General features: G+C 54.7%; 17 protein-coding genes. 3 read left to right on the top strand and 14 right to left on the bottom strand.

Annotation, left to right across the window (positions count from 1 at the left end; genetic code table 11):
* Positions 1-6: 6 nt before the first annotated feature.
* The 5 genes from KSF73_11475 to KSF73_11455 all read right to left on the bottom strand — a co-directional run bounded on the left by KSF73_11475 (position 7) and on the right by KSF73_11455 (position 6,195).
* The gene (locus KSF73_11475) at positions 7-3,087 is read right to left on the bottom strand and encodes an error-prone DNA polymerase (GenBank protein MBV1776331.1); all 3,081 of its coding nucleotides are present in this window, start codon (positions 3,085-3,087) and stop codon (positions 7-9) included.
* 9 nt (positions 3,088-3,096) lie between these two features.
* Positions 3,097-4,545, bottom strand: a complete 1,449-nt coding sequence (locus tag KSF73_11470) for a DNA polymerase Y family protein (GenBank protein ID MBV1776330.1) — start codon at positions 4,543-4,545, stop codon at positions 3,097-3,099.
* Entirely contained in the window at positions 4,469-5,224 is a 756-nt protein-coding gene (imuA, locus tag KSF73_11465) for a translesion DNA synthesis-associated protein ImuA (GenBank protein ID MBV1776329.1), read from the bottom strand. The genes KSF73_11470 and imuA overlap by 77 nt, the downstream gene beginning before the upstream one ends.
* Before the next feature lie 108 nt (positions 5,225-5,332).
* Entirely contained in the window at positions 5,333-5,746 is a 414-nt protein-coding gene (locus KSF73_11460) for a TerB family tellurite resistance protein (protein ID MBV1776328.1), read from the bottom strand.
* The gene (locus KSF73_11455) at positions 5,743-6,195 is read right to left on the bottom strand and encodes a thioesterase family protein (protein MBV1776327.1); all 453 of its coding nucleotides are present in this window, start codon (positions 6,193-6,195) and stop codon (positions 5,743-5,745) included. Before KSF73_11455 ends, KSF73_11460 begins: the two co-directional genes overlap by 4 nt.
* Before the next feature lie 162 nt (positions 6,196-6,357).
* Between KSF73_11455 and KSF73_11450 the strand changes: the two genes are divergently transcribed.
* Together KSF73_11450 and KSF73_11445 are read left to right on the top strand one after the other, a co-directional pair.
* Positions 6,358-6,804, top strand: a complete 447-nt coding sequence (locus KSF73_11450) for a universal stress protein (GenBank protein MBV1776326.1) — start codon at positions 6,358-6,360, stop codon at positions 6,802-6,804.
* A gap of 81 nt (positions 6,805-6,885) precedes the next feature.
* Positions 6,886-7,689, top strand: coding sequence for a hypothetical protein (locus tag KSF73_11445; protein MBV1776325.1), 804 nt, complete (start codon positions 6,886-6,888; stop codon positions 7,687-7,689).
* Between the two features lie 52 nt (positions 7,690-7,741).
* Here the strand turns inward: KSF73_11445 and KSF73_11440 are convergent, their stop codons facing one another.
* On the bottom strand, positions 7,742-8,062 hold the full coding sequence (locus KSF73_11440; protein MBV1776324.1) for a helix-turn-helix domain-containing protein: 321 nt from the start codon (positions 8,060-8,062) through the stop codon (positions 7,742-7,744).
* Between the two features lie 474 nt (positions 8,063-8,536).
* On the opposite strand from KSF73_11440, the gene KSF73_11435 reads away from it, so the two are divergent.
* Positions 8,537-9,172 carry a GntR family transcriptional regulator gene (locus KSF73_11435; protein MBV1776323.1) on the top strand — a complete coding sequence of 212 codons (636 nt, stop codon included), beginning with the start codon at positions 8,537-8,539 and terminating at the stop codon, positions 9,170-9,172.
* 97 nt (positions 9,173-9,269) lie between these two features.
* On the opposite strand, the gene KSF73_11430 is transcribed toward KSF73_11435, so the two are convergent.
* From KSF73_11430 to KSF73_11395, 8 genes are all read right to left on the bottom strand, one after another.
* Positions 9,270-10,256 (bottom strand): threonylcarbamoyl-AMP synthase, encoded by a 987-nt coding sequence (locus KSF73_11430; GenBank protein MBV1776322.1) that lies wholly within the window; start codon positions 10,254-10,256, stop codon positions 9,270-9,272.
* An 88-nt stretch (positions 10,257-10,344) separates the two neighbouring features.
* Positions 10,345-10,971, bottom strand: a complete 627-nt coding sequence (locus tag KSF73_11425; GenBank protein ID MBV1776321.1) for a TetR/AcrR family transcriptional regulator — start codon at positions 10,969-10,971, stop codon at positions 10,345-10,347.
* A 186-nt stretch (positions 10,972-11,157) separates the two neighbouring features.
* Complete coding sequence (locus KSF73_11420) at positions 11,158-11,946, bottom strand: LytTR family DNA-binding domain-containing protein (protein MBV1776320.1); 789 nt, start codon at positions 11,944-11,946, stop codon at positions 11,158-11,160.
* A complete protein-coding gene (locus tag KSF73_11415; GenBank protein ID MBV1776319.1) occupies positions 11,943-13,079 on the bottom strand; it encodes a histidine kinase in 1,137 nt (378 codons plus the stop codon). Before KSF73_11415 ends, KSF73_11420 begins: the two co-directional genes overlap by 4 nt.
* Positions 13,080-13,258: 179 nt before the next feature.
* Positions 13,259-13,684, bottom strand: a complete 426-nt coding sequence (locus tag KSF73_11410) for a DUF4442 domain-containing protein (GenBank protein ID MBV1776318.1) — start codon at positions 13,682-13,684, stop codon at positions 13,259-13,261.
* Positions 13,685-13,798: 114 nt separating this feature from the next.
* Positions 13,799-14,581 carry a dioxygenase gene (locus KSF73_11405; protein MBV1776317.1) on the bottom strand — a complete coding sequence of 261 codons (783 nt, stop codon included), beginning with the start codon at positions 14,579-14,581 and terminating at the stop codon, positions 13,799-13,801.
* A 171-nt stretch (positions 14,582-14,752) separates the two neighbouring features.
* Positions 14,753-15,334, bottom strand: a complete 582-nt coding sequence (locus KSF73_11400) for a BON domain-containing protein (GenBank protein MBV1776316.1) — start codon at positions 15,332-15,334, stop codon at positions 14,753-14,755.
* 5 nt (positions 15,335-15,339) lie between these two features.
* Positions 15,340-15,930, bottom strand: coding sequence for a phosphoheptose isomerase (locus tag KSF73_11395; protein ID MBV1776315.1), 591 nt, complete (start codon positions 15,928-15,930; stop codon positions 15,340-15,342).
* Positions 15,931-15,950: the final 20 nt, after the last annotated feature.

Genomic DNA, 15,950 nt, shown 5'->3' with positions numbered 1-15,950 from the left:
GCTGTCTTAATGAAAATCCCGGCTGCTGATATCCAGTTCCCCGAGCCAGTCGGACTTGTCGACTAGCATTTTGGCCAGCAGATGCACAACATCGCCTTTACGCTGAATAATCCCGAACACAGCCATCATGCGCGCTCCCAATAGAATAGCGCGCTGCTTTTCGGCCAGATCCGGCCAGACGATGATATTGGCATTGCCGGTCTCATCTTCCAGTGTCACAAACACCACGCCATTGGCGGTGCCCGGGCGCTGTCTGCCTGTGACAATGCCGCAGGCGCGTGCCAGACATTTATCACTTAAGGAAAGTAGGGTGCGCGCACTCAGGAGCCGCTCTGCATCCAGACGGCTGCGCAGCAGTTCCAGTGGATGCGCGCGCAGACTCAGCCCGGTGCTCTGATAGTCTGCCCGTACCTCTTCACCGGTGCCGGCAACAGGCAAAATGGGGGCTACATCGTAGGGAATGGCGCGGGCAATGTGATCCTGACCCTGTTCAAGCCCCGATACATCCCACCAAGCCTGCCTGCGATTGCCGCTCAGGCTGCGTAAGGCATCGGCATTGGCGAGTGCGCCCAGTGCGCGCCGGGTGAGTCCGCTTAAACGTGCAAGCTCGTTTATCGTGCGATAGCCTTTGGGGGGGCGATGGCTGACTAACCGTGCCGAGTCTTCCTTAGAGAAACCATCGACCAGTCGTAGCCCGAGCCGAACGGCAGGCTGCGCGCCGGCTAAGGGTTCCAGTGTGCAGTCCCAATGGCTGGATTGCACATCCACCTCCCGCACCGCGACACCGTGTCGGCGCGCGTCTTGAACCAGTTGTGAGGGCGAATAAAATCCCATGGGCTGCGCGTTGATCAGCGCACATAGAAAAATCGCTGGTTCGTGGCATTTGAGCCAGGCGGATGCATAGACCAAGAGGGCAAAACTGGCTGCATGGCTTTCCGGAAATCCATATTCCGAAAAGCCCTTGATTTGCTCGAATAGCCGCTCGGCAAAGTCCTGCTGATAGCCGCGTGCCAGCATGCCGTCAATCAATTCAGGACGGAAACCATCCAGTTTACCCGTGCGTCGCCAAGCCGCCATAGAACGCCGGAGCTGATCGGCGCGTTCGGGGGAGAACCCGGCTGCTACCATCGACAGCTGCATTACCTGCTCCTGAAAGATCGGAATACCCAGTGTGCGGGAGAGCACGGCTGCCACTTCCTTGCTTTCTGGTGGCGGGAGCGGTAATCCTTGCCGCTGCATCTCGCGGCGGTCAAGGTAGGGATGCACCATTCCGCCCTGAATGGGCCCCGGACGGACAATCGCGACTTCCACCACCAGATCGTAAAAGCAGCGCGGTTGCAGGCGAGGCAGCATGCTGATTTGTGCGCGTGACTCCACCTGGAAGACACCGATACTGTCCCCCTTGCACAGCATGTCGTAGACCATCGGGCACTCTGGCGGTATGTCCTGCAGGGCAAAGCCGGGTCGATCGCGAAAGCGTGCAATATGCGCCAGGCTCTCGCGAATGGCACTCAGCATCCCCAGTGACAAGATATCTACTTTTAGCAGCTGCATCGCGTCCAGATCATCCTTGTCCCACTGGATCACGGTTCGATCTGGCATCGCGGCATTTTCAACAGGGACGAGTCGCGTCAACGGCCCCCGGGAAAGGACAAATCCACCAACGTGCTGGCTAAGGTGGCGAGGAAAGCCCAGCAAGGCTTTGACCAGAGCCAGCAGCATGCGACAAATGGGCGCGTCAGTGTCTAATCCCGCTTCCTGCATCCGCAGCGGCAAATTGGCCAGCGGGTCGCCCCCTCCCAGCCGTTCGATGATACGATCAAGCAATGCCTCCTCGAGCCCCAATGCGCGTCCGACATCGCGAATGGCACTCTTACGCCGATAGGTGATGACGGTAGCCGTGAGTGCAGCCCGATCACGGCCGTATTTGCTGTACAGATACTGCATCACTTCTTCGCGCCGCTGACTTTCAAAGTCGACATCGATATCAGGCGGCTCGTGGCGAGCCTTGGAAATGAATCGCTCGAACAGTACATTGCTGCGAGCAGGATCAACCTCGGTGATCCCGAGTGCATAGCACAATGCCGAGTTGGCTGCAGATCCCCGTCCCTGGCAGAGAATGCCCTGACTGCGGGCATAACTGACAATATCTTCCACTGTTAAAAAGTAGTGCTCGAATTGCAGTTGTTCGATCAGTACCAATTCCTTTTCAACCTGTTCGCGCACCAGCTCCGGCACGCCTGCAGGGTAGCGCCGCGTCAGCCCCGCGTGCCCTAATTGGCGCAAATGGTCGATTGCACGCATGCCGGGCGGGATGACTTCTCCGGGATATTCGTAGCGCAATGTGTCCAGATTGAAGGTGCAACGATCGGCAATGTCGATGGTGGCAGCGAGCCATTCAGGGGAATACAGTGCGCTCAGCGTAGAAAGATCCCGCAAATGACGTTCGCCATTGGGAAACAACGCCTGTCCGCACTGGGTGAGCGGCTTGCCGATACGGATGGCCGTGAGTACATCCTGGAGTGCACGGCGACGGGGATCGTGCATATGCACGTCACCACTGGCACAAATGGGTAGTCGAGTCTGTTCAGCAAGCATCTGGACGAACTCGGTATGCTGTGCATCCTCAGGGGTATGACACAGTGTCACACTCAGCCAGAGTCGATTCGCAAAATGGGTCTGCAGCCACTCGATATCGCTCTCTTTGCAATCGGGCTTGGCCGGCCATAAGCAGAGCAGTCTTTGACTCAGCGGCGCCAGCATCTCTCTGTCTAGTCGATATTCGCCTTTTTCTGCATGGCGTCTGCCGCAGGAAATGATGTCTGACAAATCGCCATAGGCTTCCCGGTCCGGGGCTAGCAGCACCAGCCTGAGCCCGTCCGCTAGCGTCATTTCACTGCCTATGATCAGCTTGATGCCATGCTCTTTCGCGGCTACATGAGCGCGCACGATGCCTGCAAGACTGCATTCATCGGTGATGGCAATGGCGTGATAACCCAGTGCTGCTGCACGGGCGACTAGCTCGAATGCGTGGGAGGCGCCGCGCTGGAAGCTGAAATTGCTTAGACAGTGGAGTTCGGCATACATGTCGCGCACTCAGGCAAATAGCCCGTGGATAAACCACTGCTGGCTGTGCAGATCACGGAATACCCAGTATCGCTGTCCCTGGGCATCATGCGCACAGTGATAGTCCCGGTGAACTGTGTCGCCATCCCACCAGCCCGACTCAATTCGCTCACACGCCGTCTCGAGCCACAATGGTCCGTGATACCACAGGCGATCATGCTGCCAGATGATCGGTTCAGCATGATCAAGCAGCCAGCCGGGACGATTGTCCTGCTTGCATGGAGAGTATTGTGTCTGCGAGATCGCCTGATGCGACCATGCTTTTTCCGGACGATGGTCATTTGCCGGATAGATGCGATGAACTGCCGTGTCTCCCAGTCGGGCTTTGAGACGAGCCAGCAACATGGCGATATTGCCTTCGCGTTGACCTTGGCCGAATAGATCCAGTGCTTCACTATGCAGCGTGGTGAGCGAGCCGGTTTTAAGTCGAAGTCCGCGAACCGGGGCTGCTAGTTGATGCCGTCCCAGCTTTTCGCGCACAACGGCCATCATGAGGGACGCATCGCGGGTGGCCTGACCAAAGCCACATATTAGCTGCGTAGCCGGGAGATCCTCGTGCGAAAGTGATAGGATGATTTCTTCGCACCCTGCGCCACGTGCCAGCAAAAATCCCGCCAATGCCTGAATTTGCCGGTTCGTAGCAAAGATGAGAGCGCCTGCATGCTCTGCGGGCCAGTCCAGTTCAATGCTGTGTTCGAAAACGGGTGGTGCGGTAAACAGCGTGCGCGAGTCGGTTTGGTCACCAAATGCCAGATCAATGAGGCGCAGGATGGGTGGCCCGATTCGATGCGCAAGGCCATTTCGAGGTAATTGCCGGATCTGGCCGATCTGTCTCAAGCCAAGTTGCTGTAACTGGCCAATATGACGTACCAGCTCGGCCTCCAGTCCCAGCAATTCGACTGGAGCATGGACAAGTTTGGTGCGTAACTCATCCAGCGACGTGATGATCTGCCCGGGCTGCCAGTGCGCAAGCCAGAGTGCGCCAAGCGGTGTGGGCGCGCAGGCATGTACATAGGTGTAACCCATGCTCTCCAGACCGCGTAGTAGCTTATCCTGCAGCTTGTCCAATCCACCGAAATAGCGCAGACAGCCCTCGATCTCCAGCAATAGTGCGGGTGCAGGATCCAGGTTCACTGCTGGGGTAAATTGCAAACCCCAGCACCCCAGCGAATTCAGGCATTCAACCTCATGAATCGGTTGGCGCGGCACGCTGCGTAACCCGCGCGACAGCGCATGTGCAGCGTGGCGAGACAAGCCCGGATGGATGCCCTCAGCTTCCGCAGCCGTATTCACGGCAATGATTTTCTCGCGGCGGCCGATCTGGGCGAATACCGCCACCGGATCAGGCTGCTCGGGCGAATTGAGCCCCGGCATGCACTCGATGGCCAGCCTGGGGAAATGGAGCGCAATCCACAACATGGCGATTTGGCGTGGTAGTGGCAAGGAAAGCGGGTTGCTGCTTGGGTAGAGGCTGGTGTGCATGGGCAATAAAGACGGGCTGCAACAGCGGCGTACCACGGCGTTTTAGCACTTGCAGCCACACCCCTCCATGCCCGGCACGTACGCCAATCCGTAATGCAAAGGGCGAAACAATCTGGGCATGACTGCCTTCACGCAGTACAAAGCCACACGCCCCACCTTGCTCTGCTGCCAGATTGAGGCGGCGACAGGCACGATCATTCAAGGTGTCGTCTGGCCATCCGATGACAGCGCCGCAGCCAGGTTCGCGCAAGGCTTGCTCCATGGCCCATAGCGTGTCCGATGACTGAAGCGTGCGAACCCATTGCAGCTTGTTCAGGTCGACTCCTGCAGCCGCCCACGCAGGCGCATATGGGATATGAGGGGGATTGATGAGCAAAACATGCTTCCCGCTCTGCGTGAGACGGGCAATCGCAGGGAGAAGGATGCGTAATTCACCGCAGCCGGGTTTGTCGGTGACGAGTTCGCTCACGGCACCAGATGGCCAGCCGCCTCCCGGTAACACGGCGTCCAATCCGACATGGCCGGTGGATTCATTGCCGTGAATCGATTGAAAAGCACTGTCCCCGCGCCAGATGCGCGGATCATTCAGTAGATGGGCGGGAAGCGGGGCATTCATCGCAACGAACTCCGTAGAGAACTAATGTTCACCAATTTTAGTGAACGATCGTTCTCTTTGCAAGTGATTGCGATGAACGTGTGGTGTAGATACCAAATCTACCCGTATTTAACGGGCAAACTCATCCTCGATATCTTCCAGTGTGAGATGCCATCGATCCAGCATATGGGTATAAATAGCCAGCTCTGCTTCTGTCATGCTGCCGTGCGACTTGATCATGTCCAGTGACAGCGCTGCGACTAACAGACGTTTGCCTGGGTCTACGACTGTATCCAGTAAGTCATCGATACGCTGGCGATCGATCAGACGGATGCGGCCGTCTTCATCGGCCTCATCGGACAGATCATTGCAATACTGGTGCAGGACAGCGATAAATTGCGGGCGGGGGATGTTGAGGGCTTCGTAAATATGCAGCTTGTCGAGGGCGTCGATCTCGTCCGGATCCATATTGCCGTCTGCCATCAGAAGCATCACCAGCAGACGTGCCATTGATTCGGGGCTGTTCTGGGCGTACTTTTTCATACGAATTCCCTGTCTGGATTCATTTGCCGTAAGGCGTGGATAAAAGGCTCCGGAATGGGTGCCGGTTTCTGTGTTTCATAGTTAAAGAATACAAGGCCGATTTTGGCTTGCAGAATTTCGTGATGCTGTGTTGCATGGCTGACACGGTAGTGCAGCTCAAAGCCCGCACGTGAAAATTCGCAGCTTGCCAATTCAAACTTGAGCCGGTCACCCCAGAACGCTTGGCGCTTGTAGACTACGGCAGCATCTGCCTGAATCAGGCCTAGGCCGTGGAAATTGAGTTCATCCTCATATCCGAGTGCGCGGAAGAAATGTAAACGCGCATCGTGTAGCAGGGTGAAAGCCGCATCGTTGCCTAGGTGTTTGCCATAATTGATATGGGCAATGGTGACATCGAGTTCGGTTGAAAAATCAAAGCTTTGTGGCAGATCAATTCGTACACGGGCCATTTTGGTTCACAATTGGATCAGGGGTTGCATGATTCGATCATGCCTGTGATAGGGCATGCGCAGTGTAATCGGTTCTTCTTGCAGGTAGGTGGGATGGTACTAATGTGCTGATAGACGGCATTGTACTCGCCCAGTTTCTGGAGTGATCAAAAGGAGTCAGCGATGTATCAGAAAATCCTGATGCCGGTGGATGACAGCGAAACGTCCAGCCGCGCACTGTCTGAAGCCACACGTTTTTGCTGTGAGCAGCATGGCAAAGTCCGACTGGTGCATATCGTCGATATGGCCCAATTCAGTTGGAGTGGCACTGAATTCGTAGATGTGGGCGACTTGCAGCAGAATCTGCGCGAAAATGGCAAAAAAGTGCTTGAGCGCTCGCTTGCATCACTAAAGGAGGCTGGACTTGAAGTTGAGTCGGCTTTGATCGAAATATGGGGCGGCAATCTGAGCAGTGCTATCATTGACGACGCCAAGGCCTGGGGGGCAGATTTGGTCATCATGGGTTCCCATGGCTGGACGGGTCTGGATCACCTCTTGCTTGGTTCTGTGGCCGAAGGTGTGGTTCGCCATGCGACGCTGCCTGTACTCATCATTCCCATGAAACGCTAAGCTGTGACTGATTCCGCGACATCCCCCGTTGTTTCTACTGTAACACTTGCGGTAAATGACCACCGGCGGGACATCGTCGGTATGCAGTACGTCTATCCTGTCGTGTCACGACGGGCTGGGGGGGTATCGGTAGGGATCAACCTCAATCCCAATAACGCCTGCAACTGGCGTTGTGTTTACTGCCAGGTGCCGGACCTGGTGCGTGGAAATGCGCCAGAGCTTGATTTGCCCCAGCTTGCCGATGAACTGGATCGGATGCTCGAATCGATTGTGCATGGCGATTTTATGACAAGCAGCGTGCCAGAACAGGTACGTCGCTTGAACGATATCGCTTTATCAGGCAATGGCGAGCCTACATCCAGTCGGCAATTTGCTGAAGTGATCGAGCTAATTGCTGCTGCCATGCAGAAGTTCGATCTGATTGGTGCAATCAAGCTGGTGCTGATTACCAATGGCAGTCAGATGTACAAGCCCGCAGTGCAGCAGGCTGTTACCAGCATGCACGAACTGGGAGGCGAGGTTTGGTTCAAATTTGACCGGGCGCCCGTTAATGGTTTTTCCGAGGTGAACCAGATCAATATCAGTCGCGAGCAGATTGAGCGTCATCTATTACTGGCCACACAAGCGTGTACAACCTGGATTCAAACCTGCATGTTTGCCTTTGATGGGGAGCTACCCACAAGAGGTGAGATATCAGACTGGCTGGATGTGCTGCAATCGGTTCGTCTGCAAGGGGGCCAGATTGCGGGTGTGTTGCTCTATGGCGTAGCCCGACCCTCCATGCAACCAGAAGCGTCGCGCATCAAAGCAGCACCCGCTGACTGGATGAGTGCACTCGCAGAGCAAATCCAGGCGGCTGGGTTTGAGGTAAAACTGAGCTTATAAAAAGCAAAACCCCGCATCCTTTCCGGAGTGCGGGGCATTGTGCTGATGGCGATCAGGATTCTGCGTCGGCTTTATTGGCCGCAGCCTCTGCGCGCGCGCGAACGGCTTTTTGCAGGCTCTTATACAAATCCGGGTGATGTTCGCGAAGATAATCAATGATTTCGAAATCTTCCTTGCATACTTTGGAAAGGTCGATCTGTTCCACATGCACCAGACGCAAGAGTTCACGCACCGGTTTGGGCATATTACGGCCACTTTCATAGCGCGAGCCACCACTCTGGGTCACGCCAATGCGTGTCCAGAACTCTTGCTGATTCAACCCTAAGCGTCTGCGGACATCACGGGGGTTGATGACCTTTTCAAAAATTTTCATGAGGCAATCCCTGATTCTTTTCTGCGCGTCAAGAAACCTGACTGAAGTAGCATCATGCTGCACCCACCAGGGATGCATTCGACATGTGCTGCAGATCATGTTTCTTGTACAAATATGCTATTTACGCACCAGCATTAGCCAAGAGTATAAGGTGATCTGTACCTGCTTTCCACCCCTACCTTCATTAGCTTTCGTCTGTCATCGACGACTTATTTAAAATATTTAAATGTCATTGATGAATGATAATGGCATAATTGAATGAGAAATCTATAGCCTTTCTGCCGATGTTTTGCAAGTCATTGTTTACAATAAGTGGTGAGGCGGGCTGATCAGAACATATTTGTAGCAGTCCATGTTGCATTCGACACACGGAAGCATCTGTCTTGGTACAATTGGACTGTTTTTACAATATACACACATGTTAGTGGTATGGTTTAGCCAGATGGAATATAGCTGATAGGAGCTTATGTATTCATGAGTACGCTGGTTGATAAAATCGTCAGTGAAATTCGCGATGATATTCTGAACGGGGTGTTGCTACCTGCTCAGGCTTTAAAGCAAGTTGAGCTGGCGAATCGCTATGGAGTCAGTCCAATCCCCTTGCGGGAAGCTTTGCAGCGGCTGCAGGTAGATGGATTAGTTGAGTACTTCCCCTATCGTGGTGCGATTGTTGCACGCATTCGTCGTTCCGAGATTGTTGATATTGCCGATTTGCGCATAGCACTTGAGACCATGGCACTCAAACTGACAGTGGGAGCGCTCGACGAAGAGCAGATTGAGCGGATGGATGAGGTCGCCAGCAGACTGTCGGGGCCGGAGTCCAATACACCTAAGGTCTTTATGGATCTGCTGCTATCGTTCTACAGCATTTTGCTGGCTCGTTCCAATCGCCCACTCCTGCTGAACATGATTCAGACCAACCTCAAACGGGCGACACTTTACTACGCCGAACTGATCAAGCATCCTTTGCGCGCATCCTTGCCGGCACCCACCTGGCAGCAAATTGCGACAGCCATCCGCGCTGGTGATACTGATCTCACCATTCGGTATATGAACGAACGTGTCATCAGCTTCCGTGACTTCTTTCTTGAGCACTCTTCGATCGAGTAATCTGAAAAGCACGCATGCACGGATAGACAGTCAAAACAACAAAAGCCGGCAAGTCCGGCTTTTGTTTTGTGTGCAGTGCGGATTTTGATGTGTTATTTCATTGCGCCGCTAACCACTTGCTTGCTGCTCTACGTAAACGATCATTTACTGCGAGCCAGGCGTCTGCGGTAGGTGGTGCCTCTAATAGAAGCGCATCAAACCGACCGCCATCAAAGCTCCGCAAGGTAGCATAAAGCAGGTGAGCAAATGTCTCGGGCTGATCGGGCATGCGGTGCAGTTCTACCTGGCCGGCAGGCACGAGTACCGGAGCCCGATGCAGAATAATCAGCCGCTCGCCTTGTGTTGCACGTACCAGCGCTTCTTTTTGCAAACTGGTGATATCGCCAATGATCAATGGAGTGCGGGGGGCGTAGTGTGAGTCTAGCAGGCCGGACACACGTACCTTGGCCGTTTCTGCCTTCTGATGATGCTCCAGTTGCATACCCAAAACAGATTCGATGGCGGCTACAGGCACGCCACCTGGTCGCAACAGCATCGGGCGATCACCGGTTAGACCTACAATCGTCGATTCCACACCGACACTACAGGCGCCACCATCCAGAATCAAGGGTAGGCGGTCGCCAAACTCCATTGCGACATGAGGGGCTGTCGTGGGGCTAACATGGCCGAACTGATTGGCAGAAGGCGCAGCAAGGCCGCCATCGAATTGCCGCAATAATTCAGCTGTGAGTGGATGGGCGGGGGCACGAATGCCGACCGTGTCCTGTCCACCTGTTACGGCCAGCGGCACATGGGGCGCGCGCTTCAGAATGAGTGTCAGCGATCCCGGCCAGAACGCGTCAACCAGCTTGCGTGCGGTATCGGGAATATCCACCGCCCATCGATCCAACTGATCTGCACCTGCTACGTGGACGATGACGGGATGGTCATTTGGCCGTCCCTTGAGTGCGAAGATGCTCGCCACCGCATCCGGATTCATGGCGTCTGCAGCTAATCCGTAAACGGTTTCGGTAGGAATGCCAACCAGCTTGCCTGCGCGGAGCAGTTCAACGGCAGCGTCTATATCTTTGGAAATCTGCGACATGATCAGGTGTGAAATCGGACAACCGATAGTGTAAACAATTCCGGGTCACTCTGCGTGACCCGGTTATCATCTGCTCGCCTATGGCTGTCTAGGAAGTCCGCTGTGCAATGCCATTGACCATGACATCAAAATGCAGCTCGGTGTATTTCACAATATCCAGCTCATGTGGTTCGAAGGCGCCAAAGCATCGCTTCCACACCGCCACCATCACCAGCGGGGCAATCACTTCGCGCGACATGATATCGATATCGACAGGGCGGAACTCACCAGCCGCAATCCCGCGCTCAATGACATAAGCAAACAGCTTACGACCGCGTTCGGCAACATCATGTACATAAAACTGTGCAAGTTCGGGGAAATTTGAGGCTTCACCAATAATCAATTTGATGATGCCACTGGTTCGAGGCGAGGAGAGCAGTTCTGCCCAGGTCAGCATCAGCTGACGAAGCAATTCCGTATGACTGCCTTCCCAATCTTTGGCCTGTTGCTCGGCAGTTTCCAGATCGCCCACGACGATCTCCTTGACCACAGCCTTGAACAGATCTTCCTTGTTCGAGAAATACAGGTATACCGTGCCCTTGGTTACGCCAGCCTGTTTTGCGACATCATCCAGACGAGTGGCTGTAAAACCTTTTGCAACAAACATCTCGATGGCGGCATCAATGATTTCGCCGGGACGATCGTCCTTGCGGCGTTGCCAGCGCGGCATGCTCATAGTGTGTCTCCAGTTATGGCTGCATGAATACGCACATGACGCATCCATTGCATTTTAATTACTGACCGGCAATTTAATTGCTAACGAGTGGTCAGTCAATGCCTGTGCGCCGGTGAGACAGTGCGAAAGGCGAGCAGCCTAAGATGTCCGGCAGGTCTCCAGGAGATAATATAGGTAGAGCGCACACTACATCTGCTTGAACAAACTCAGATAAATCCGACTGACGGGAAGTCGTTCGTTACGATCCTTGAGTTTAACCAGCAATCGTCCAGTGAAATCACGTGTCGTACCCGCAATATGGCGCGTATTGACGATGGTACCGCGATGGATTTGCCAGAACTGGTCGGTATCGAGCTGGTCGGCAAGCTCTTTGAGTGGCGTGCGGATCAGTGATTCACTACCGTCATCGGTAAAGATGCTGACATATTTGTCGTTTGCCTGAAGGTAAACGACTTCGTCGATGCTGATCATGCGCGTATCGCTCCCCTGAGATGCGTGCAGCCACTGCATGCGCTTGCGGGCAGGCGCGGATTGTCCGCCGATTAAACCGGCGAGCTGTTCCAGTAGCGCCTGCTGATTGCTGGTGGGCTGCGCGTCGGCACGAGCAGGCTGGATACGGGTGCGCAGACGTTTGATGGTTTCTGCCAGCCGCGCCTCGGTAGGGGGTTTCAGGATGTAATCTACGGCGGCACGGTTAAAGGCTTCCAGTGCGTGTTCATCATATGCGGTGACAAATACGACGGCAGGTGCTTCATCGTATTCACTCAGCTTGCGCGCCACATCAAGCCCTGTCATGCCCGGCATGCGGATATCGAGAAAGGCAATATCCGGGCAGTGATCGTCGATGAGTCGCAGGGCATCCACGCCATTATGCGCGATGCCCGAAATGGTGAGTTCAGGCCACTGGCGCTTGAGCAGGGCGGCCAGATAATCCGCAAGATGCGCTTCGTCATCAGCAATGATGGCGGTAGTCATGGTGAAAGTGTCTCCTCGAATGGCATGACGATTTTCGCGGTCACGCCTGGGCCAGCATTAGGTATTAATTGCAGACTGGCCTGTTTTCCAAATAGTACATGCAAACGCTGGCGCAGATTGCTCAAGCCCACGCGAGTACCGCTGGTGGGGGCGGCGTCCAGTCCCATACCTGTATCACTGATCTCGATAATCAATTGGCCGGGTGTTTGTCTCGCACAGATGCAGACTTCGCCACCCTCAATTTTGGGCTCAAGTCCGTGTTTGATCGCATTTTCGACCAAGGGTTGAATCAGCATGGGAGGGCAGGGGTGAGATAGCAATTCGTCTGCGACTTCAATGCGATACCGTAATCGTGCGCCCATGCGTAAGGCAAGAATATCAAGCAAAGCGCGGATGGTTTTCAGTTCGTCTGCCAAAGTCGCATGCTCATGACGGCTGGCATTAAGCGAGGCGCGAAGATAGTCAATAAACCGTTCCAGCATGATGCGGGCTCGGGTCGGATCAATCTCGATCAGGCTGACTACGCCCCCTAGCGTGTTGTACAGAAAGTGGGGCTCAATCTGTGCCTGCAGCATGCGCAATTCAGCTTCCATGGCATGCCGTTCACTGGTCGCACGCTGTTCCTGCTCTCTGGCCAGTCGTTCGCGGCTACGCAGATCGCGCAGGTTGACATAATTACTGATGGCGATGATGACACAGGCCATGAGGGCTGCAATGGCAATCGAACGAAGTGATTCGATCGATAAATCATGCCAGGTCGAATGGAGACCATTGACGATGACCCTTGATAGGATCATGCCGACCGGATAGCCCAGCGTGACCCCCATCAGTGACAAGGCCGCGTGCGCAATCATCTGAGTGCGGTGGGTGGCACGCTCCCAGAATCGCGGAAATGCACTCACCGCTGCGCTGATCAGCCCATGAATGGACAAGGAAATGCATGTTGCCATGACCATATGACTGACAAACACCCGGCCAATATATGCGGGCCAGCCGTAGTACATCACCCAGGTCAGGAAAAATACGCACCCGACCAGACAGCCAAAGATCAGGGTTTTAAGAATGCTGAACAAGTGGAAATATTTTCCGCGCCGGAGCGGGGCAATGAAGTGGAGCGGATGCAGGTGTTCCATGGCAAACCAAGGCAAGTGCTGAAGCGAAAGCATACCGTTTTCCCAATCGGAGGGGGATGTTGATGCTGTTCAGCTTGTCTGATTTTGCGGAAACCGTTTGATCGTTGCGACAGAGTGGCGGGATAACGTCGCCAGATGCCTGCTGGCGACGTGTGCAGTAGATCAGGTATGGGTTGGCATCAGCGTTTGTTTGGTTTGCGGCGGATGTAGAGCGTCTTGACGACGCGAGCGACCAGCTCGCCTTGTTCGTCGATGACCTCGACACTGAACTGCGGGAGGTATTTCTCTCCATTGGCGGTACGGTCGCGTATTTCGTCGATTTGTGCCTGACTGAGGTGGAACCGGGCGCGGACGATGCCTTTGCCGGGGCTGATGTAGTCTATCGAGGCGTGCTTATCCCAGACAAAGTAATCCTTGCCCAGATTGTGCATCAGCATGATCACATACCAAGCATCGGTCATGGAAAACAGACTACCCCCATAATGCACGCCGACAGCATTACGGTTGTACCAGTGCAGCTTCAGTGCGATGACCGCTTCGCGGTAATCTGCGGCGAGCTTCTCGGTAGTAATGCCAGTAAACAGAAACGGCGGCCACAGATTGATCAGGCGGCGGAACAAAGAGGCATTCATGGGATGCATTCCCGAAAAGGAGTCGTCGCATCATCACAAAGCAAGTGCTTGATAGTCAAGTTGCACTGCAATATGTGGAACGAGAACTCAATCAAAACACCACACATCTAGCGCCAGCGCTGCCAGCGAAATGCCATTAAACAGGCGAGTAGCCGAACCGGTCGCAGCGCCTCGCGCGACAAACACGGGCAGCAGGTGTTCGTCAGTAGGGTGTGCACGCGTAGCACCCGGCGCCTGAGTACGGTATTGCGCTAATGGTGTGGTTTGATCAGAGGATAGCGCATCCGCCATCCATTGCTGAAATGCGAAAACGTATTCGTAGGCCTGATCATCAGCGACACCGAACTGCACATCGCGCAGATTGTGCGTCATCCCGCCGCTGCCAATGATCAGTACGCCCTCGTCACGCAATGGCGACAATGCAGCACCAAGCTGCAAATGCCACGCTGGCGACTGGCCTGGCTGAACGGACAACTGGATCACTGGCACATCCGCATCGGGGTACATCTGCATCAGGGGCACCCATGCGCCATGATCCAGCCCGCGCTGGCGGTCAATATGTGCAGGTATCCCGGCATGCTCCAGCAAGGCTTGTGTGCGGGATGCGAGTTCATGGGCGACAGGCGCCGGGTAGGACAATTGATATAAGGTGTCCGGAAAGCCACCAAAATCATGAATGGTCTGATTGGTAGCAGGGGCGCTGATAGTCGGCTGGGTGGTCGTCCAGTGAGCGGAAATCATCAAAATGGCGGCGGGTCTGGGCAGACTGCTGGCCAGCATCTGCCAGTGTGTGCCCGCAGTTCCCGGCTCCACCGCCATCATTGGCGAGCCATGGGAAATGAATAAAGTAGGGAGACGGGAGGCAGACATGATGCGCACGAACCAGACAAGTTAATCTGCTGGCATTGTGGCTATGCACCGAGCGAGAAGATAGCGAAATGTCGCGTTGGAGTTGTTCGGAAAAGTTGAAGTTAATTTGTGGCTGAGCAAAAGCAAGGGCGACCTTTGGCCGCCCTTCCAGATTGCCTACGGCTTAGGTGCTCAGTCGATATAATCGAACAAGGTCACTACCCGTTCTACGCCCTCGGTATTGCTGGTGATCTGCGCCGCGTCGGCACCTTCCTTGCGGGTCACTAGTCCCATGAGGAAGACGCTGCCACGCTCGCTGGTGACCATGACATGCACCGGAGAGAACTTGCCCGCATCGGCCATCCGCGCCTTGATACGGGTGGTGAGCGTCACATCTTTCGCACGGGCACCGACAGTTGAGGTGAGCGCTACAGTGGTTTCGTTGTAGACCTTAGCAACATCTGGCGTTTCGGATGCAATACGGGCAACCTCAGCCTGAGTGGCCGCATCAGGCGTCTCGCCACTCAGCAACACCTTGCGATTGAACGAATTGACGTTTACGTGTGTGCTGGTACCAAATTTGGCGCCAATGCGCTCGGCCACGCGCATTTCGATCTGTTGATCGTTCCACACGGTTTTGCTGGGGCGACGATCATTGGCAACGGCTGCTGCGGTGCCTGCGCCTGCGACGACCAGGCCAAAACAGCCTGTCAGTTGTGTCGTCATCAGGCCTGCCAGCAGCAAACCCGCGGAAAATCGCTTGAATTGGATCATCGTTGTTATTCTCCGTCTAACAGATAGAAGTCGATTGCATCGCAAAGCGCATGCAAGATCAATAAGTGAGTTTCCTGAATACGCGGCCCTCTGTCCGTTGGCACATTCAGGAGGATATCGTCGCCTTTCAGCAGTTCGGCAACTTCGCCGCCATCTCTGCCCGTGAGCGCAATGACGGTAATGTGACGTTCGTGCGCTGCATGAATGGCTTCGATCAGATTGGCGGGGCGGCCACTGCTGGTGACCAGCAGCAAGATATCACCGGGTTGCCCCAATGCACGAATCTGCTTGGAAAAAATCAGATCGAAATCATATTCGCTGGCAATCGCAGTCAGCATGGCACTGTCGGTCGTTAGTGCGATGGCCGCAAGACCCGGACGCTCCTTCTCGAAGCGCCCCACCATTTCCGAGGCAAAATGCTGCGCATTGGCCGCCGAACCCGCATTGCCACAGATCAGGATTTTATGATCGCTCATCAAGGTTGAGACCATCAGTTCCGCTGCAGTAGCAATTTGCGCAGGTAGCAGTTCGGCCATGGTGTGCTTGACCTCGATGCTCTCGATAAACTGCTCGGTGATGCGTTGTACCAGATCCATTTCGTGAAAATATCCAGTGT

This window comes from Burkholderiaceae bacterium DAT-1 (assembly GCA_019084025.1).
Classification (GTDB): domain Bacteria; phylum Pseudomonadota; class Gammaproteobacteria; order Burkholderiales; family Chitinimonadaceae; genus DAT-1.
Note: the sequence above shows the minus strand (reverse complement) of the source record. Positions and strands in the feature narration are given on the sequence as shown.